The sequence below is a fragment of the Shewanella cyperi genome (genome assembly GCF_017354985.1).
Classification (GTDB): domain Bacteria; phylum Pseudomonadota; class Gammaproteobacteria; order Enterobacterales; family Shewanellaceae; genus Shewanella; species Shewanella cyperi.
Map to the genome: position 1 here is coordinate 1,949,085 of NZ_CP071501.1, position 20,347 is coordinate 1,969,431.

A 20,347-nucleotide genomic window follows, 5' to 3' on the forward strand; every position below is an offset into this window, starting at 1 on the left:
TGTAAGGCATGCAATGAGGAAATTGGATGATAGAGGCTGACAGACTGATCCAGCCCCAGCTTCAGGGCCAGGACGAAGTCATAGACAGGGCGATGCGCCCCAAGCTACTGGACGAGTATACCGGCCAGGACGAGACCCGGGCCCAGCTCAAGGTCTTTATCCAGGCGGCGAAGAACCGCGGTGAAGCCCTCGACCATATGCTGATCTACGGCCCACCGGGTCTCGGCAAAACTACCCTGGCCATGATAGTGGCCAACGAAATGGGGGTGAACATCAAGTCCACCTCCGGGCCCGTGCTGGAAAAGGCCGGCGATCTGGCGGCGCTGCTGACCAATCTTGAGCCCGGTGATGTACTGTTCATCGATGAAATACACAGGCTTAGCCCCGTGGTGGAAGAAATCCTCTATCCGGCCATGGAAGACTATCAGTTGGATATCATGATAGGCGAGGGGCCTGCGGCCCGCTCCATCAAGCTGGATCTGCCGCCTTTTACCCTGGTGGGCGCCACCACCCGTGCCGGCTCACTGACCTCGCCGTTGCGTGCCAGATTCGGGATCCCGCTGCGACTGGAATTCTATAACGTCAAAGATCTCAGCTCGATAGTGGCACGCTCGGCCAAGGTGATGGAAGTGCCCATGGACGAGGAGGGCGCCCATGAGATCGCCCGCCGTTCCCGCGGCACGCCGCGTATCGCCAACCGTTTGCTGCGCCGGGTGCGCGATTATGCCGAAGTGCGCCATGACGGGGTGATAACCGCGACCGTGGCCCAGCAGGCCCTGGATCTGCTGGATGTGGATGCCGAAGGATTTGATTACATGGACAGAAAGCTGCTACTGGCCATCATAGACAAGTTTATGGGCGGGCCCGTGGGTCTGGATAACCTCGCTGCCGCCATAGGTGAAGAGCGCGAAACCATAGAAGATGTGCTGGAGCCCTTCCTTATCCAGCAGGGCTTTATCCAGCGCACCCCAAGGGGACGGATAGCGACGGCCAGGGCCTATGGTCATTTCGATATTATTAAACCCGACTGATTAAATTCTTATTAATAAAAAAGGAGGCTTAGGCCTCCTTTTTTATTAACCAAATTTAAACAACGCCTGTTATTTAATCAAATTAACAAAGATCCTTCCAGCCTGTCTTTATATGTCAGAGTCGTCGTTCCGGCTGCTCATTAATAATGCAATTGTTAATATTAAGTATATTCCTGAGCGATTTATCAGCGCATGGGCTGGCAGGGTGATTGAATGTTTATGCGCTCTGGCATGGTCGTATCGACGCAGGTTTCGGCCCGGGGACGCGTTACAAATTTTAACGGATCCCGTCATGTGTGTACTTCCGACCGCGATCCGGACCCGAATCAATGGCAGATTTATGACGCAGAGCACAATTTTAGTGTGATCAAGATCACAAAAAGCTGCTTTACAGTGTTAAATGCGGATAGGGTCACAGCAAGGCATCCCCCGAAAAAGATGGCTTTAAAAATGCTGAAAAATTGAAATATTCCAGCTAAATATGCTGGCAGCAGAATAAAACAAATAAATGCGAAACATAAAGGAAACACAAATAACACATTAATTCCCTGTATGTTAAAAATTGGGAGATTGACGATTAGGAGTTGAAAATTCAGTATCTGGAACGCGCCAAAAAGCTCTATTCAAATAAGGCGCATTAAATATTCCAGGGAGAATGTAAATGTTTACAAAAAACAGAATCGCCCAATCTGTAAAGCTTGCGGTTATGGCTTCTTTGTCTGTGGGTGCCACAGCTGCCATGGCCGAAGAAGCGGCCGGCGCTAAAGTTGAACGTATCGCTGTAACCGGTTCACGTATCCAACGTCAGGATATGGAGACCGCCTCTCCAGTTACAGTGATCAGCGCCGAATCCATCCGCGCCGAAGGTTACACTTCTGTCGATCAAATGCTGCAAACCCAGACTTCCATGGCCGGTGCTGCCGTGGGTTCTACCACCAACAACGGCTCTGACGGTGTGGCCCAGGTGGATCTGCGCGGTATGGGTGCCCAGCGTACTCTGGTACTGCTGAACGGTCGCCGCATGGTGAACTCAGGTTCAGGTGCCGACAGTGCCGTGGATCTGAACTCCATCCCGGTTGCCATGATCGCCCGCGTTGAAATCCTCAAAGACGGCGCCTCAGCCGTGTATGGTTCTGACGCCATCGCCGGTGTGGTCAACATCATCACCAAGAAAGACTTCGACGGCTTCCAGTTCGATCTGAACGGCAGCGGCACCGACAAGGGTGACGGCGAAACAGGTGAGCTGAGCGCCCTGTACGGTTTCAACACCGAAAACGGTGGCAACTACACCTTCGGTGCTGCCTACTCCGAGCGCCGTGGTGTTATCCAGGCCGACCGCAGCTGGACCGAAGCCGGTTACAGCTCTTACATCCCAACCGGTACCCTGGGTGGTAAGGTTCGTGATGCAGATGGTAACTGGGTCAAGCGCACCACAGGTTATGATTTCACCCAGGACAGCTGGTATCAGACTCCAAGCAAGCGTTACAGCCTGTTTGCCAACATGGTGCAGGAACTGTCCGATGACTTGGTGCTGAACGGCGACGTGCTGTACACCAAGCGCAAGTCAGATCAACAAATGGCCCCTCAACCGGCTTCAGTAATGCTGGATGTTTGCGGTCAGGAAGGTGTTGATGCTGATCGTTGTGTGACCCTGGATCAGGCCATGCTCGATGGTGGCATTGCTGCCGACGAAACCGGCCGCGTTGAATACAAGCGTCGTACCAACGACGTGGGTCCACGTGTCTACAACCAGGATACTGACACACTGCGCGCCTCCGTGGCTCTGCAAGGTACCCTGGATGCCGGCACTGGCATGACCTGGGATCTGTCCTACACCTATGGCAAGAACAAGGCCGACACCTGGGTGGAAAACTCCATCAATGCCGTGAATACCGCCAATGCCGTGTATGCCAACCAGGATGCATTCTTCAGTGGCGCACCGCTGACCCAGGACATCATTAACCAAATCGGTTATCTGGAAGAAACCAACGGTGGCAACGAGCAAAATATTGTCTCGGGTGTACTGAGCGGTGAACTGTTCGATCTCGACGCCGGAGCCGTGGGCTTTGCCATCGGTGCCGAATACCGTCGTGACAGCGGCTATTACAACCCGGATCCCGTGATCGTGCGTGGTGAAGGTACCGCTGCCCAGCAGGACCCAACCAAGGGTGCTTACGACGTTATCTCCATCTACGAAGAAGTCAGTGTGCCTTTCAGCGACAAGCTGACCGGTGAATTTGCCCTGCGCTTCGATGATTACTCCACCTTCGGCAAGGCGACCACCTGGAAAGTGGGTCTGACCTATGTAGCCAACGACCAGCTGATGCTGCGTACCGTGGCGGCCACAGGTTTCCGCGCCCCTAACGTGTCAGAGCTGTTCGGTGGTAACACCCAGTCTTTCGATTACCTGGAAGATCCATGGGGCAACGAACAGGATGCACAGATCAAGGTGAACTACACCTCCGATGCCAACATTCAGCCTGAAGAGTCAGAGTCTTACACCGCAGGTCTGGTGTACTCTCCAGAGTTCATCGACGGTATGTCCATGACCCTGGACTACTGGCGCTTCAAGGTGAGCAACGCCATTACCCGTCTGGATGCCCAGCAAGGTCTGAACGACTGCCACGCCGGCGACGCAGCCGCCTGTGAACTGTTCATGATCACTGCCGACGGCAACCTGGAGAGCTTCACCAATCCGCTGACCAACGTGGGTACCCAGGACACCAGCGGTATCGACTTCAACCTGAGCTACAACTTTGAAGCCCTGGGTCTGGATTGGCACATCAACAACGATCTGACCTATCTGCTGAACTTTGAGCAGGATGGCAACGACTACACCAACACTATCGACGGCAACTTCGGCGGTTACGCCCGCGTTCGTAATAACCTGAGCCTGAAGGCCGGTGCCGAAGATTGGGATCTGATGTACTACAACCGTTTCATCGGTGAAATGGATTACCTGGGCGACGGTTCTGCCGTGGATTCAGTGCTGTACCACAACATAGTGGCCAGCTATCACCTGAACGACGGTCTGAGCATGTCTGTGGGCGTGAAGAACTTCACCGACGTTAAGCCTTCCTACGTTGAGAACGGCAGCGACGGCGGCACAGTACCAGAGGTTTACGACACTATCGGTCGTCAGATCTACGGTAGCGTAACTTACAAGTTCTAAGCTGGAACTTGCTACAGCCAGCCAATAAAAAAGCGCCCTCGGGCGCTTTTTTTATGCTTCCATGTCCAATGGGGATTAACGCTGCACGTAAAGAGTGCCTCGGCAGCGGGGATGTATTCTATGGTTATGTATCGCTTTCATCAACTTCGGCTTCCACTTCAGTTTTTACTGCTCTACGAAATACCGATAACACCTTTGCGATCCCGAAAAGCAGTACTGCCGGACCGATACCAAAGCCGGCATAGAAGGAGCCATTAAATTCTGGCTGTCTTTCAATTAATAGGTTGTACAGAACCCAGACGATTCCAGCACCACCACAAATTATCCCAAGCAAACCAAACACCAAGACCGGCCCGCTGGCGATCAAGCGAACCGCGACTCTGGCGGCCTTTTTTCCTCCGGGGTCCACATCCAGTGCATGCAATGCATCGGCGCTCATCAGCACGAGCAACGGCAGTAACACGACGAATTCGAGAAATAAAAAGTAGCCAACATAGCTATTGGCCAGGCGTCCAATCACAGGAATGAGAATAAGCACAGCCAAAAAGGCTGATGCGATGTACAAGAGGCGTTTGGCATCATGGGGCATAGTTTTCTCGTGCGGTTCGGAACACCGCCATAAACCGCGCGAGCTTGCGAGCGTCGGGCGACCGTAGGGAGAGTATTTAATGGTCTTGTTAGCAATTATTTGAACACAACCCTCGGCTTCAGGCTTTCCTGATACCTGAGCAGGTGAAAGTTCAACGCAATGTCAGGCTCAAAGAGTATCGGCTGACGTTTCAAGAATGCCGCAACATTCTCCTGTTCAATCAAAACTTCGCCAAAGCGATGAGCGGCTTCAGCCAACGCGAGTACGCGAATATCTTCAAGCCACGGGGAGTCCTGTTCGGAGAGTTTTATGCCTTCTAGGTGTGTTTTGGCGTCCTCAAAGGTCGTGGCCGCTCTGGCTCTGATCACGGCAACAGCCATGCGGGTATAACCAGTGGGAAAGTTACCTTCTGGCATTGTGCTAAGACGTTTCTCAATGACTTCAAGAAGGTGCTCGGGCTTGTCATCCCGATAAGCCTTTAGCTCTTCTTGCAGGTAATCAAAATCATAATCATGGCAATTTTCGACGACAAATTTCGTGGCTGATTCAAGCTCTCTCAGTTCGCCGGACAAGATTGCGAAAGCCGCAAAGTAAGCCCACCACCTGCCAAAAAACGGTAAGCCTCGAACATACAAGAAGTGATCGTCTAGGATTTTTAGTTGTTTGTATGCATCAAAGAACGGCCTGATGAACATAAGGCCATCATCATATCGACTCCAAACATAAGCATAACGAGCCTGTGCGAGTGCGTATTCGCGAGGGATATCGGGAAATTTGCAGGAGCGAAAAAGTTCAAAACCTTTTTCAGGATCTTGGGTACGAATGTACTGTTGCCCCAAGGAAAACCTAATCTGCGCAGACTCTGGAAACCTCGCACTGGCTTCTTTAAAGCGCTCTAGTGCCTCAGCATCTCGCCCATCTTGGAACGCTACAATTCCGTAGAGGTGCCACCAAGACTCCTGTTCGGCTTGCGATAGTGACGACTGATTGAACTTCTTTAGTTCACTCTCTAGGTCTTTAATCCGACCTCCTGTCTGTAGGGCATTTGCCAGATCATCAACACGATTGCCTTGGTCCGGTATAGCACCCGCCTGCGTTTTATCGACTTTGTTTTTCTTACGGAATGGGTTCCACATGGCTTTACCTGATTGCTAACATTTGTATAGTGCGCATGCGCATAATCTCACCTCCGACCACTTGGTAAAATCGCTCGCAACACGCTGTTTTTAAATTTGATTTCTACGTTTACAAAAATCATTCTGGTGGAAAGTGCGCATGATTTCTGCCTGTTTTGTTTCGCACACTATTTTTAAAATCCTGAATCTATTCATGTTATTTAAACTATTTCAGAAATAGTGCGCACAGTTTTTAGTCATTTGGGCTACCTATCACCAAAAACTCAGATATGACTGTATAAAACCACTGTACAAGCCATGCTGCACTTTCGGTATCTGACTAATAGGTATCGCTTCACGCTTCTCATTGCATCATTGTGCAAATAGGGGAGATTAGTAGGCATGGCTACCGCACGGGCTGAAGTGGTGTGCTTCGTCCCTGAATGTAGTTTTATCTCCTTGAATCAGCATCTTGGCAGAGGTTGCTGCCATCGGGCAAGCAAAAAGTGGAATCGCTTTTTGTCTTTAGCCAAAGGTCACACATTTGCCGGAGTGGAACACCTTTGAACAAGCACTGACGCACCAGTGACCGTCCGAGCCATGGATGGCGAGGGGAGGCTCCAGGGAAGGATCTACGCCGTGTCACGGGTGTGGCAGTGCGAAAGCGCACCGCAGGTGATTGGTTGCATCGAGAGGTTGATGCAAATGCCAGCATTAAAGATAGCCGCTGTGCCAGCGGCACAAGGTCGTGGGTCTCCAACCCACACCCGGCCAAAAGGGGCTCAACAGCAAGCCCCTCTTGGATCTCCGTGCCGCCCCCTGCCGGAGCCGAAAGCTCCTCGGGTTTATGGGCGAAACGGCCAACGCGACAGACTCGCCTCCATGCTCGACTGTCGCTACCTCGGCGTCCTGCCTCGGTTGTTGCCGTTTCTTGCCCAACACCCTCGGCGGCTCCGAAGGGGGATGTTAGCGGTGCAACAATCCGGCACAGTTACTGCCTCTGAAAATACCTGCAAGTTCTACCAATGCGGGAGTGGAACACCTTTGAACAAGCACTGCCGCACCAGTGACCATCGGCGACATGGACGTCGCCGGTGAGCCTACAGGGAAGTATTTACGGCGTGTCACGGGTGTGGCAGTGCGAAAGCGCACCGCAGGTGATTGGTTGCATCAAGAGGTTGATGCTAATGCCAGCATTAAAGATAGCCGCTGTGCCAGCGGCACAAGGTCGTGGGTCTCCAACCCACACCCGGGCAAGGGGCATTGCTTGTCCGCGAACAACTTCCCCGTTTAACTGCCAGCTCACCATCCATGGTTCGCGCTCATGGCGCTCTTACGAGCTTCGCCCTTGCAACCCCAAGGACACCCCACCGACGCTGACAGCCCCTCGGCCTCCTGAGTTTGGTCAGGCTACAGCTTCGGTATCCAAATCCATCCGTGGACAACAGCCAGCTCGGCATTCATGCCTCGCGCTCATGAGCACGCTTGCCGTGGGCAAGCATTCGCCTTCGCGACGCCATTTTCAGCAACGTCCTCGGCAGCGTCGGAACGGGGAGGGTGTAGTATTCTGGCTTCAGAGTTGCTCTTAAACGAACTGAATGATTCTGTCAGTGGCGGAGTGGAACACCCATTAGCGGCACTGCCGCACTGGTGACCATCGGCGACATGGTCGCTCAATCACATCTGACCGCCCTGGACGGAGGAAATGCCTGTTTTGTCGGGAACAAAACAGGCCAGGTGATTGCGACATTCGACCATCCATGGTCAGCAGATGTCGCCGCTGAGCGTCCATGAACGGCTGATTTGTAAACCAAGAGGCGGCGTGTCACGGGTGTGGCAGCGCGAAAGGTTGCTTATTCGCATCTGACCTCCACGGATGAAGGAAATGCCTGTTTTGTCAGGAACAAAATAGGCCATGCGATCGCGACATCAGTGAATCCATGCACGGTTGAGATGGCTAATCAAATAGTCTGGATATGACTATAAAAAGCTCGATTAGCCAAATTATGTTATCTCGACAATTCGTTTATTTGCAGTAATTCTCTACTACTTTATAATTTGCTACTTCCACTTTTTCATATGTCGCACCAGAACCTTCAACTATTTCAAATAGCTTGACTCCACATGTTTCTTTACCATTAGGCAAGGTCACATAGTCATATAGAGCTTCGTAATTAGTATCTGCTTTTGGTTCAAAAGTTACGATTTTCCTACACCAAGAGTATAGTGCTCCTCCAGAATCAACCTCTCCTGGCGCAAAACCGGATATTCCGATGCCATTAAATTGAAAGGAGAATGGTTTTTCTGCTGGGACATATACCTCATTCTGATGAGAGTCACCAAGCTCATTATCATAGGCGGGCATATTAAGACGACTTAAACTTCTAATTAAATTTGCCTTTACACCCAAGGTAGCAATATAGTTCTCTGGTTTTGATTTCGTCGATATACAATCAGGTGTGTCTGGCACATGTATAAAGTTATTATTGCTAGGCACGGACGCAAGTCGTAATTTGGCACTTGCACCATCAACCATAGGTTGTGAAAATTTATTGGTGGCACATCCTGTAAGCACAGTGGCCACAGCAACCAAAATTATCTTTTTCACTAAATATTCTCCATGTTTTTGTTAAATAGCGCTTTGTTTTGGGATTGGAGCGCAGAGCCATTCCAGCGATGCCAGCTCCTGCTGGCGGAGTAAAATTGAGCAACTGTTGAGGTTTAAAGGTGCATTCCAGAGTCCAAATGAACCGAACAATTGGTCATGATTAAAGCTATCCAAGTCTTGATAATGCGGTTGTTGTTTTAAAATTAAGCATTCTTATTATGGGGCAAGTTATTATTCCGAAGTCTAAGTATCTAAATGGCATGAGCTGAAGGAAAATTGTTGAGAGCAATTCTTAGTTAAGCTCATTAATTAAGCAACGCACTACATGTAACAAGAAAGTTAAGTACATGTTCGGATCGATGTGCTCCATTTACATCTTGGAGCTGAAAAGTGCACATGCATAGTTTTTAAACAAGCTTTTTATAATGGCCTATTACATTAGCAGAATATGTCTATGCACAGGACGAAATGGTGTACTCTTTAGCTTTCGACTTAAATGGTTTATCCCGAATTATTCGCGGAGAATATCATAGTTGGTCGAGCAAAAAAATGATGGGCATCAAAGCTTTTATTTAACTCACTTAAGTATCGGAGTGGAACATCTTTAATTTAGCATTGCCGCACCAGTGACCGTCGGAGCCATGGATGGTGAGGGGAGGCTCCAGGGAAGGATCTACGCCGTGTCACGCGTGTGGCAGTGCGAAAGGTCGCTCATTCGCATCTGACCTCCACGGATGGAGGAAATGCTTGTTTTGTCAGGAACAAAATAGGCCATGCGATCGCGACATTGGTGCATCCATGCACGGCACCCACGGCAGGGGGATAAGCGTGTCGTCAGACTGCGAGATGAACAGTTTCATCTCGCAAGCGTTCCCCGAAGGCCTCTGGCCTCCACGCGGCGATTAACTGCATCGCTCCATCAAGGTTGCAAGATAGCCGCTGTGCCAGCGGCACATGGTCGTGGGTCTCCAACCCACACCCGGGCAAGGGGCTCAACAGCAATAACAACATCCCTGTTTAACGGCCAGCTCGCCAATTCCTGGCTCGCGCTCAGGAGCTTGTCACTGCGTGACCTTCGCCCTCTTGGATCTCCTTGCCGCCCCCGACCGGAGCCGAAAGCCCCTCGGGTTTATGGGCGAAACGGCCAACGCGACAGACTCGCCTCCATGCTCGACTGCCGCTACCTCGGCGTCCTGCCTCGGTTGTTGCCGTTTCTTGCCCAACATCCTCGGCGGCTCCGAAGGGGGATGTTAGCGGTGCAACAATCCGGCACAGTTACTGCCTCTGAAAATACCTGCAAGTTCTACCAATGCAGGAGTGGAACACCTTTGAACAAGCACTGCCGCACCAGTGACAGTCCGAGCCATGGATGGCGAGGGGAGGCTCCAGGGAAGGATCTACGCCGTGTCACGGGTGTGGCAGTGCGAAAGCCCACGGCAAGTGATTAATAGCATCTGATGCCTGATGATGCCGGGCTGGCAAGAGATAGCCGCTGTGCCAGCGGCAGAAAGTCGTGGATGACATACCTGCTGCGCTGGCTAACATGGCGAATAGGGCGATTAGCCCAAACCTTTCATAGCCGATTTGAGCTGGATCAGCTCAATCTTGTACCCGTCTGGGTCTTCGACGAAGGCAATTTCCGTGGTGCCGCCGGCCACGGGACCCGGTGCCCGGGTGATCTTGCCGCCGGCGGCGGCAATGGCGTCGCAGCGAGCGTAGATGTCTTCCGTGCCTATGGCAATATGGCCAAAGCCGGTGCCGAGATCGTAGCTGTCCACGTCCCAGTTGTAGGTCAGCTCAATCACGGCGTTGCCCTGGGCTTCTTCACCGTAGCCGACAAAGGCGAGGCTGTATTTGTATTGGGGGTTTTCCGAGGTGCGCAGCAGTTTCATACCCAGTACCTGGGTGTAGAAGGCAATGGAGCGTTCCAGGTTTCCGACACGGATCATGGTATGCAGCAGTTGAGACATGGAATAGTTTCCTTTGAATTCTTCGGGTTGGCCAGTATAGCAGAGTCAAAATGCCTCTGTGGCGAGTGAAAGGAGACGCCGTACGTTGAAAGGGGAGTTTTTAATCGGCGCAGCGTCACAGTTTTTGACACTGCCACTGGCGGCTAATGTCCACAAGGCCAATAATGGCATCAGTTCCCTGAAGGAGACGGCCATGAATATTGAACTCAGAATGACTATTGGCAGCCTTGCCGTACTTGCGCTGTTTTTCGCGGCTTTCGCCTCAGCCTTTGCCTGAGTTGTCTGACTAACAAACAGGAAAAAGCCGCTCATTGAGCGGCTTCTTTTTTTGCGCATTTTTTGACAAAGAAAACGGCAAAGAAAAAGGCGAGGCATTATTCCTCAGGGTAAACCTTGTCCTTGAATTCACACAGATCTTCTATGATACAACTGCCGCAGCGGGGTTTGCGCGCCAGGCAGGTGTAGCGGCCGTGCAGAATAAACCAGTGATGCACATCCACCTTGAATTCCGCCGGTACCACCTTGAGCATTCGCTGTTCCACTTCCACCACGTTTTTACCCGGGGCAAATTTGGTGCGATTGGCCATGCGGAAGATATGGGTGTCGACGGCAATAGTCGGCCAACCAAAGGCGGTGTTGAGCACCACGTTGGCGGTTTTGCGGCCCACGCCGGGCAGGGCTTCCAGCGCTTCCCTGTCTTCGGGAACTTCGCCGCCATGTTTATCCAGCAGAATTTGCGACAGGGCCACCACATTGATGGCCTTGTTGTTAAACAGGCCTATGGTCTTGATGTATTCCTTGAGCCCTTCAACACCGAGCGCCACCATGGCCGCCGGGGTATTGGCCACGGGAAACAGCTTGTCGGTGGCCTTGTTGACGCTGACGTCCGTGGCCTGGGCCGAGAGGGTTACGGCCACCAGCAACTCGTAGGGGCTGGAAAAGTTGAGCTCGGTTTCCGGCTTGGGATTGTTGGCCCGCAGGCGGGTCAGAATTTCAATGCGTTTTTGCTGGTTCATCTGTTTGCCGTTCTATTTGCCGTTATATCTAGCTGACCTTGGTGATCCTGGCCCGGGTAATGGTGGCGGCTTCGGCTGGCTTGGGGCGACGGGCCTGCAAGCGGGCATCAATCAGATTCTTGGCGGCGATCAGCAGCCCCATGGCGATAAAGGCGCCCGGTGGCAACATGGCCAGCAGAAAACTGTTATCCGTTTGCCACAGCTCGATGCGCAATGACAGGGCCCAGTCGCCGAGCAACTGATCGGCGCCGGCAAACAGTGTGCCCTGGCCGAGGATCTCACGACTGGCGCCAAGCACCACCAAAACGGCGGTAAAGCCCAGCCCCATCATCAAACCGTCAAAGGCGGCGTGGAGTACCGAATTGCGCGAGGCAAAGGCTTCGGCGCGGCCTATGATGACGCAGTTGGTTACAATCAGCGGCAGGAATATCCCCAAAGACAGATACAGGCCGTAGGCATAAGCATTGACCAGCAGCTGTACCGAGGTCACCAGGGCGGCGATGATCATCACGAACACCGGAATGCGGATTTCTTTGGGCACATAGTCACGCACCAGAGACACCAGCACGTTTGAACCCACCAACACGGCCAGGGTGGCCAGTCCCAGTCCCAGGGCATTGGTCAGGGTGGCTGTCACCGCCAGCAGCGGGCACAAGCCCAGCAGCTGCACCAGACCTGGGTTGTTTTTCCACAACCCCTGCCAGGCGATATCGCGCAGATTACTCATGACCTTTCTCCTCGTCACAGTGCAGTGCCTGGCGGAACAGGGACTCTCTGTTGGTCTCAAGCCAGGCCAGGGTAGTGCGGGTGGCCTTCAGATAGGCCCTGGGGGTAATGGTGGCGCCGGTGAACTGATCAAATTCACCACCGTCCTTTTTCACCTGCCAGTTTTCATCTTCTTCCTGACTGTAGGGTTTGCCGGTAAAGGCCAGCACCCAGGGGGACTTGGTCAGTTCAATTTTGTCACCCAATCCGGGGGTTTCCTGATGGCTCAGGGTACGGATCCCCAGCACCTTACCTTGCATGTCGACGCCGATAATCAAGCGTATCGCGCCGTTGTAGCCGTCGGGGGCCTGGGTTTCTATCGCCAGGGCGACGGGCTTGCCATCGCGGGTGGCCAGATACGCGGGCAGGGCATCGTCGGTGCCAAACACGGCCGGATCGTGCACCAGGGTGCAATGCTCACTGAGTTCATTGTCATGAATATCGTCCGGCACTATCTGGTGCAGGATCTTCTGGAGTTGCAGTTGTTCCTGGGCCTTGATCTTATCTTTGGTCTGGCTGTTGACCACAGCCACCAGTGCGGTACAGATCAGCGCAAACAAGGCCAGCAGCAGGCCATTTTTCAACATGGTGCGGCTCATGGTTTAGTTCCTCAAATCCCGGCCCTGTGACCATAGGTCCTGGGTCTGACGTAGTAATCGATAAAAGGTGCGCACAGGTTGGCCAGCAGTACGGCGAAGGCGACACCGTCGGGATAACCGCCGAAGGTGCGAATAAGGTAAACCAGAATACCTATCAGGGCGCCGAAGATAAGCCTGCCCCTGGGGCTGGTCGCGGCGGTGACGGGATCGGTAGCGATAAAAAACGCCGCCAGCATGGTGGCGCCGCTGAAAAGATGCAGTGCCGGGCTGGCATGGGTGTCGGGAGACACGGCAAAACCAAACAGGGAGCAGATAAACAGGGCGCCGAGCAGACCGCCGCTGATGTGCCAGCGTATGGTTTTCAGGTACAAGAGCACCAGGCCACCGGCGAGATAGGCCAGGTTAACCCAGAACCAGCCTTCACCCGTGCTGCCGCTGAATACCGGCTTGGCCAGACTCTCAGTGGTGGTAAAGCCCATGGACAGGTCGGTTTTGAGTGTGTCCAGCGGTGTCGCCATGGTGACGCCGTCTATGCCAAGCCTGAAGGCCTCGGCACCCTGGCTGCTGAAAATGGTCACCAGCGCCGTCCAGGGATCGGCCGATTGCGCCGCTAGGGTCGCCGGGGCTGCCCAGGTGGTCATCAGCACGGGAAAGGACACCAGCAACAGCACGTAGGCCGCCATGGCAGGATTGAACAGGTTATGGCCAAGACCACCATAGAGTTGTTTGACTATCACTATGGCAAACACTGTGCCTATGACCACCACGAACCAGGGGGCCAGCGGCGGCAGCGCCAGTCCCAGCAGCAAGGCGGTAAGCATGGCGCTTTGATCGCCAAGGGCCGCCTTGACGCTGCGCCCGCGCAGTTTCATGACCGCCGCTTCAGAAGCGAGGGCCACGACAATCGCCAGGATCACCTGGATAAGGGTTCCCCAGCCGAAGTAAACGCATTGGGCCACCAGGCCTGGCAGGGCACAAAGCAGCACCCTTTGCATCATGGTGGAAGTTTGCAGCATCTTGCCTATGTGGGGCGAGGACGCAAGTTTAAACGCCATCAATTAATCCTCTTGCTGTCTGGCGGCTTTGTTGGCCTTGGCTTTCGCGACCGCAGCTGCAATCCGTTGTTTCTTTTGCTCTTCAGCCGACAATGCCTGGCCGGCCTGTGGCTGCGCTATAGCTGACTGAACCTCTTGAACGGCTTTCGGCTCGCCGGGGCTTTCCGGGCTTTCGGAAGATGCTGCCGCCTTTTTGGCTTTTGCCTTGGCGATTGCCGCGGCGACGCGGGCCGCTTTGGCGTCTGCAGCCGACTCGGGTGTATCGGCCTTGGGTTCGGCACTTGCCTCTTTATTTGGCTCAGAGCTTGTCTCTTTACTTGGCTCAGGGCTTGTCTCTTTATTTGGCTCAGAGCTTATCTGGGCATCTACCTGGGCCGCTTGCGGCTTTTCACCAGCATCGGCGGCGGCCTTTTTGGCCTTGGCTTTTGCTATTGCTGCAGCGACCCGGGCGGCTTTGGCATCCGCACCCTGGTTGTCGGCTTCGGCAGCGGCTTCGGCTGCGGTCTGCGCAGGAGCCCGTTCCTGAACGGCATCCGATTCGGATGACCCGGCCGCCTGGGCGGCTTTTTTCGCCTTGGCGCGGGCAACGGCCGCGGCAACCTTTGACTTGGTGTCGTCAACCGCCTCTGACGGTGCAGGGGCTTCGTTCTGCACAGGCGCTTCGTTGCCGAGCCCTGCCTGGGCGGCTTTCTTGGCCTTGGCGCGGGCTATGGCCTCCGCAACCTTGGCCTTGGTGTCATCACCCGTTTCCGACGGTGCAGCGGCGTCGTTCTGTTCTGGGGTTTTGTTGCCCTGTTCTGCCTGGGCGGCTTTCTTGGCCTTGGCGCGGGCTATGGCTTCTGCAACCTTGGCCTTGGGATCTGCCACAGTGTTGGTGTCGGTTACGGCCTTGGATTGGTCTTCGGTCGCCTGGGCAGCCTTTTTGGCCTGGATCCGCGCCAGGGCCTCGGCCACGGCGTCTTTTTCCTGGCCCGTCATGGCGGCCTGACGTTTTTCCGCTGCTTCGCGGGCCTTGGCTTCGCGGGCTTGTTTTTCTTCCTCAAGCCGCTGCAATCTGGCTTCGAACCTGACCTTGGCCCGCTCTGCCTGACGTTTCTCTTCCGCATCCTGGCGCAGGGCGGCCTTGGCTACCCGGTAATATTCCACCAACGGGATATCGCTGGGGCAGACATAGCTGCAACAGCCGCACTCTATGCAGTCACGCAGGTTGAAGCTTTCGGCCTTGTCATATTCGCCGGCCTTGGCGTGCCAGAACAGCTGCTGCGGCAGCAGCAGCGCGGGACAGGCTTGGGCGCATTCGCCGCAGCGGATACAGGCTTTTTCGTCCAAATCCGGCCCCAGCTCATCGGTCGTGGGCACCAGGATACAGTTGCTGCCCTTGAGCAGCGGCACATCCAATTGCGGCAGGGTATAGCCCATCATGGGGCCGCCCTGGATAACGCTTTGTACCTGAGAGGCCTTGAATTGGCACTGGTGTAACAGATCGCTTATCTGGATGCCGATGGGCGCCCAGTAGTTACCCGGGCGGCCAACTCCTTGTCCGGTGACGGTTACGACGCGCTCAATCAGGGGTTTGCCCTGAATAACGGCCTCGGCCACCGCATAGGCGGTGCCGACGTTGTGCACCACTATACCCAGCTGGGCCGGGATCCCGCCCGAGGGCACTTCCTGACCGGTAAGGATCTGAATAAGTTGTTTTTCACCACCTGAGGGATACTTGGTGGGGATAACAGTCACCCTGGCGCGTCCCGGGCTGAGCTTGCTGCGCTTGAGCGCCTGCTCCATGGCTTCGGCTGCCTCGGGTTTGTTGTCTTCAATGGCAATAACAATGCGTTCAGGTTGCAGCAAGCGCTCCATGATGCGGATACCATCGAAGATGCCATCGGCATATTCGCGCATTAACCTGTCGTCGGCGGTGATATAGGGCTCGCATTCAACACCGTTGATGATCAGCAGCTGAATTTCGCTGACGGGGTTGAGTTTGATATGACTGGGAAAGGCTGCGCCGCCCATACCGGCGATACCGGCGTCGCGGATCTTGCCGAGCAGGGTCTTGGTGTCGGCCGCTTCCGGATCGGCAGACTGCAACTCAACCCACTCGTCGGCACCGTCAGAGGTCAGCTCAAGTGTCAGCACCGGCAGGGCCGATGCATGGTTGCTGGGCCGCTGGCCTATGGCCGTCACTGTACCGGAAACGGGCGCGTGCACCGGCAGATAGTGGATACCAGAGCCTGTGGTCAGGCATTGCCCTTTGCGGACCCTGTCGCCAACCGACACCATCAGGGTGGCATTGTCGCCAACCTGGGGCAGTGCCAGCAGCAGAGGTTGTACGGCGCTGACTTTGGCAATGGGGCTGCCGTTGGAGAGGGTCTTGAGTTCCGGAGGATGAATGCCCCCGGCTGAGCGCCACAGTACACCTTTATCCAGTTGCTCAATCAGACTCAGCACGCTTTTTCCTCTTCAACCAGGGTGACAGGGATGGCATTGAGGCGCCAATCCCAGTTTTTGATGCTGGGGGCGACAGGGATCATATCGATGCAATCCACGGGGCAGGGTTCAACGCACAGATCGCAACCCGTGCAATCGGCCGCGATAACTGTGTGCATCAATTTGCCGGCACCCACTATGGCGTCAACGGGACAGGCCTGGATGCATTTGGTGCAGCCGATGCATTCTTCCTCGCGGATAAAGGCGACCTTTTTGACCTGATTGTCTATGGCGGCATCCAAAGGCTCGGGCTCGACACCCATCAATTCGGCCAACTTTTCCATGGTGGCGGTGCCGCCGGGGGGACACTTGTTGATCTTGTCGCCATTGGCTATGGCTTCGGCATAGGGACGGCAGCCGGGATAGCCGCACTGACCGCATTGGGTTTGCGGTAACAGGGCTTCCACCTGGTCGACTATGGGATTACCTTCCACCTTGAAGCGCACCGCGGCGTAGCCGAGGATCAGACCAAACACCAATGCCAGCAGGCTAAGAAGAACAACGGCAATAACAATCGCTGACATATTACTTAACCAGTCCGGTGAAACCCATGAAGGCCAAGGACATGAGTCCGGCGGTGATCATGGCGATGGCACCACCGCGAAAGGGCTGTGGCACATCGGCAGCAGCAAGACGTTCGCGCATGGCAGAAAACAGAATCAACACCAGGGAAAAGCCCAGGGCCGCGCCGAATCCGTAAATGGCGGATTCGATGAAGTTATGTTTTTCGTTGATATTGAGCAGGGCCACACCAAGTACGGCGCAATTGGTGGTGATAAGTGGCAGGTAGATACCCAATGCCCGGTGCAGATTGTCACTGGTTTTTTGCACCAGCATCTCGGTAAATTGCACCACTACGGCGATCACCAGAATAAAGCTCATGGTGCGCAGATAGCCCAGCTCAAAGGGGAGCAGCAGGTATTGGTTGACCAGATAGCTGAGTATGGATGCCAGCGTCAGCACAAAGGTGGTCGCCATGGACATGCCAATGGCGGACTCAAGCTTGGACGATACCCCCATAAAGGGGCACAGGCCGAGAAATTTTACCAGGACGAAGTTATTGACCAGCACTGTGCCGATCAACAACAGGAGATATTCACTCATCTCTAGGTGTGGACAGTCAAAAGGTGACCGGTATTATCGGCTTTTTGAGTATCATTAACAACATATAGAAAGCAGGGTTTCCCCTCTTCGGGCTAAATTGCCATCAGTTGAGTTCTTCACTACCCAAGGCTTGGGGTTGGGCTATGTAGTAGCCCTGCAAGCCATCGATGAGCAAACTTTCAAGGGCGAGTTTTTCCACCTGCTGTTCAACGCCGGTGGCGACCACCCTTATCCCCAGGCGCCTGGCGACATCGACCATCATACGCACCAGGAACTTGTTGTTGGCATCCTGATCGATAGCCTCGCTGTAACTGCCATCCAGCTTGATATAGTCGGGCCTGACTTCGCGGAAGAATTTGAAGGAGGTGAAGCCCATGCCGAAGCGCTCTATGGATACCCGGGTGCCGACGCTGTGCATTTCCCGCACAAATTTATGGGAGGCCTGAATATTGGCCTGCATCCCGGCCTCGTTGAGTTCCAGCACCAGACGGGCAGACAATTGCCTGTCCCGCTGCAACTTGTCCTTGAGCCAGCTGACAAAACTTTCCTGCAACACCGATGAGGTGCTGATATTGATGCCATAGTTGCCGCGCAGGTTGGGGTTTTCCTGCAGCTGCTTGATGACGGTATTGACCACCAGCTTGTCGAGTTCCATTGCCATACCGTGGCGCTCGGCCATGGCTATCACAGTGGAGGTGGGCATAAATTTGCCTTCACTGTTAAAGAATCGGGCGAACAGTTCCCGGTAGACTTCAACCTCGGAACGACAGGGCAGGATCGGCTGCTGCATGAAACGCACTGCCCGGCGGTTAATAATATCGTCTATGGCGGTGCGCCATCTGTTATCACCCAACTCCACTTCTTCGCTGAGCTTCTCAAGCAACTGCACGCTGTTTGGTCCCAGGGTCTGGGCTATGCTGACCGCGGCATCGGCCAATGCCATTAACTGTATGGGATCGCAACCGGCCTGGAAGGGCACCATACCCGTGTAGGCGATGGAGTCTACTTTGATATGTTGCAGATATTCATCGAGCAGGGCTTTGAATGGTTCGTGGAACTTGTCTGCTTCGCCTGCCACCAGACCGGGTAAAAATATCGCAAAATCAGCGCTGCTGATGCGATAAAATTCGGCATCGGGTAACTTGCCGGCGGCTTTTCGTGCGCAGGCGGCAATTTTGGCCAAATAATCATCACCGGCGCTGCGGCCCAATAACTGATTGATATTGGCCAGTTCTGTGGCCTGCACCATGGCCAGCATACCAAAGAAGGTCTTATCGGATTTACTGATTTCATCCAGCTTGCGGGTGAAGCTGTGACGGGTATTGAAGCCGGTCACTGCATCCTGAAAGGCCACTTTGGAGAGCTTTTCGTTTTCCAGTGTCAGGGCATCAACTTTGCGCTTCAGCAGCGTGCGCCCGTCTTCCAGGGCGTCACCAAGTGGCTTGAGTTCACCACTGAGCCGGGATGTGGCCAGGGCACTGAAATTAAACTGCATCAGATTGCGCAGATAGTCGGCGGCGTAATTAATGCGACTTTTCAAGCGCCACATGGCGATGGCAAATGCTATGGCGGTAACCAGATACAGGGCCAGCATCAAGATTGCCGTTTGCATATAATGTTGCGATGCTGCGATGACCTGGGCCCCGGTATCGAGCTTGACCTGCAATCGACCGTTGGTGAGTTCGCGGTTATCGCTCAATTCCAGCCTGAACAGGTGTTGGTTGTCGATGGCCTCGGCTTGCAGCTGGCCACGGGTGAAATTTTTGCTGCCATCAACCGCGTCGGTATATTGAAAAAAATGCAGGGGAAATTTTGTGTTGATGGTACTGTGCAGGCTCTTGCCATCATCGGACCAAGCCTGCCACTGGGAAACGGCTTGCTTATATTGGCTCAGTAGTCTTTGTCCTTGTTCCTGCAGCGCATTGTTGCCTTGGAAATAGCTGGCACCCAGGCCAGCTAACAAGAGTAGTAGAAGAAAGGCTTGAAAGGATTTGGATACACCCATAACTTGTTCCGTCGCTTAGCGTTTTAGTTATTCTAGCCGTCAACTGAATTAAATCCGATAGATTGTAACGGCAATATGCTAAAAACAAAATCTAAATCAATAGGATTTGACGGGGGAAGGGCAGTTTGGCTCCCCTGACTGGACTTGAACCAGTGACATACGGATTAACAGTCCGCCGTTCTACCGACTGAACTACAGGGGAACAATATAGATGCTTGCTGAAGTGGCTCCCCTGACTGGACTTGAACCAGTGACATACGGATTAACAGTCCGCCGTTCTACCGACTGAACTACAGGGGAACAATGTAACGCTTACTGAAGTGGCTCCCCTGACTGGACTTGAACCAGTGACATACGGATTAACAGTCCGCCGTTCTACCGACTGAACTACAGGGGAACAATATAACGCTTACTGAAGTGGCTCCCCTGACTGGACTTGAACCAGTGACATACGGATTAACAGTCCGCCGTTCTACCGACTGAACTACAGGGGAACAATTCTGTTTACTTCAGAGTTTGGTTTGACCCAAACCGTCTCAATGAGTTGGCTCCCCTGACTGGACTTGAACCAGTGACATACGGATTAACAGTCCGCCGTTCTACCGACTGAACTACAGGGGAATCGTTGTTTCAACCACTCGCTGAGAACGGTGCGCATAGTAAAACGCGCCGTCGGATGAGTCAACTCGCGCATTCAAAAAAAGTGTAATTGGACTGTTAAGTGCTCATCTAATGTTCACCATGGCGGCAAATCAGCCATAACGGTGGAGATTTAAGCGGGAAAACACTGAATTAATTACGATTTAGACTGTGCGTTTGCTTGTTTTACTG

At 53.8% G+C, this 20,347-nt stretch carries 14 protein-coding genes and 5 tRNA genes; 2 read left to right on the plus strand and 17 right to left on the minus strand.

Annotated features, from left to right (window positions below; all coding sequences use genetic code 11):
* The first annotated feature begins 26 nt into the window (after positions 1–26).
* Both ruvB and JYB84_RS08400 read left to right on the plus strand, forming a co-directional pair.
* Positions 27–1,031 carry a Holliday junction branch migration DNA helicase RuvB gene (ruvB, locus tag JYB84_RS08395; RefSeq protein ID WP_207322947.1) on the plus strand — a complete coding sequence of 335 codons (1,005 nt, stop codon included), beginning with the start codon at positions 27–29 and terminating at the stop codon, positions 1,029–1,031.
* Between the two features lie 661 nt (positions 1,032–1,692).
* Positions 1,693–4,203, plus strand: coding sequence for a TonB-dependent receptor plug domain-containing protein (locus tag JYB84_RS08400; protein ID WP_207322948.1), 2,511 nt, complete (start codon positions 1,693–1,695; stop codon positions 4,201–4,203).
* A gap of 124 nt (positions 4,204–4,327) precedes the next feature.
* On the opposite strand, the gene JYB84_RS08405 is transcribed toward JYB84_RS08400, so the two are convergent.
* From JYB84_RS08405 to JYB84_RS08485, 17 genes are all read right to left on the minus strand, one after another.
* Positions 4,328–4,792, minus strand: coding sequence for a hypothetical protein (locus JYB84_RS08405; RefSeq protein WP_207322949.1), 465 nt, complete (start codon positions 4,790–4,792; stop codon positions 4,328–4,330).
* A 95-nt stretch (positions 4,793–4,887) separates the two neighbouring features.
* Positions 4,888–5,928, minus strand: coding sequence for a tetratricopeptide repeat protein (locus JYB84_RS08410; RefSeq protein WP_207322950.1), 1,041 nt, complete (start codon positions 5,926–5,928; stop codon positions 4,888–4,890).
* Between the two features lie 2,005 nt (positions 5,929–7,933).
* Positions 7,934–8,515, minus strand: a complete 582-nt coding sequence (locus JYB84_RS08415; protein WP_207322951.1) for a hypothetical protein — start codon at positions 8,513–8,515, stop codon at positions 7,934–7,936.
* Between the two features lie 1,559 nt (positions 8,516–10,074).
* The gene (gloA, locus tag JYB84_RS08420; RefSeq protein WP_207322952.1) at positions 10,075–10,485 is read right to left on the minus strand and encodes a lactoylglutathione lyase; all 411 of its coding nucleotides are present in this window, start codon (positions 10,483–10,485) and stop codon (positions 10,075–10,077) included.
* Positions 10,486–10,859: 374 nt separating this feature from the next.
* Positions 10,860–11,501, minus strand: coding sequence for an endonuclease III (gene nth / locus JYB84_RS08425; RefSeq protein ID WP_207322953.1), 642 nt, complete (start codon positions 11,499–11,501; stop codon positions 10,860–10,862).
* Between the two features lie 28 nt (positions 11,502–11,529).
* The gene (locus JYB84_RS08430) at positions 11,530–12,228 is read right to left on the minus strand and encodes an electron transport complex subunit E (RefSeq protein ID WP_207322954.1); all 699 of its coding nucleotides are present in this window, start codon (positions 12,226–12,228) and stop codon (positions 11,530–11,532) included.
* Entirely contained in the window at positions 12,221–12,865 is a 645-nt protein-coding gene (gene rsxG, locus JYB84_RS08435; RefSeq protein WP_207322955.1) for an electron transport complex subunit RsxG, read from the minus strand. The genes JYB84_RS08430 and rsxG overlap by 8 nt, the downstream gene beginning before the upstream one ends.
* An 11-nt stretch (positions 12,866–12,876) precedes the next feature.
* Positions 12,877–13,920, minus strand: a complete 1,044-nt coding sequence (gene rsxD, locus JYB84_RS08440) for an electron transport complex subunit RsxD (protein ID WP_207322956.1) — start codon at positions 13,918–13,920, stop codon at positions 12,877–12,879.
* 3 nt (positions 13,921–13,923) lie between these two features.
* Entirely contained in the window at positions 13,924–16,368 is a 2,445-nt protein-coding gene (gene rsxC / locus JYB84_RS08445) for an electron transport complex subunit RsxC (RefSeq protein ID WP_207322957.1), read from the minus strand.
* Positions 16,362–16,931: an electron transport complex subunit RsxB gene (gene rsxB / locus JYB84_RS08450; protein WP_207322958.1), complete on the minus strand. Its 570-nt coding sequence runs from the start codon at positions 16,929–16,931 to the stop codon at positions 16,362–16,364. Before rsxB ends, rsxC begins: the two co-directional genes overlap by 7 nt.
* A 1-nt stretch (position 16,932) precedes the next feature.
* Positions 16,933–17,511 carry an electron transport complex subunit RsxA gene (gene rsxA / locus JYB84_RS08455; protein WP_207322959.1) on the minus strand — a complete coding sequence of 193 codons (579 nt, stop codon included), beginning with the start codon at positions 17,509–17,511 and terminating at the stop codon, positions 16,933–16,935.
* A gap of 103 nt (positions 17,512–17,614) precedes the next feature.
* Positions 17,615–19,516, minus strand: coding sequence for an EAL domain-containing protein (locus JYB84_RS08460; protein ID WP_207322960.1), 1,902 nt, complete (start codon positions 19,514–19,516; stop codon positions 17,615–17,617).
* 126 nt (positions 19,517–19,642) lie between these two features.
* Positions 19,643–19,718 (minus strand) — tRNA-Asn (locus JYB84_RS08465).
* Between the two features lie 22 nt (positions 19,719–19,740).
* Positions 19,741–19,816, minus strand: a tRNA-Asn gene (locus tag JYB84_RS08470).
* Between the two features lie 21 nt (positions 19,817–19,837).
* A tRNA-Asn gene (locus JYB84_RS08475) sits at positions 19,838–19,913 on the minus strand.
* 21 nt (positions 19,914–19,934) lie between these two features.
* Positions 19,935–20,010 (minus strand) — tRNA-Asn (locus JYB84_RS08480).
* A 51-nt stretch (positions 20,011–20,061) separates the two neighbouring features.
* Positions 20,062–20,137 (minus strand) — tRNA-Asn (locus JYB84_RS08485).
* Positions 20,138–20,347: the final 210 nt, after the last annotated feature.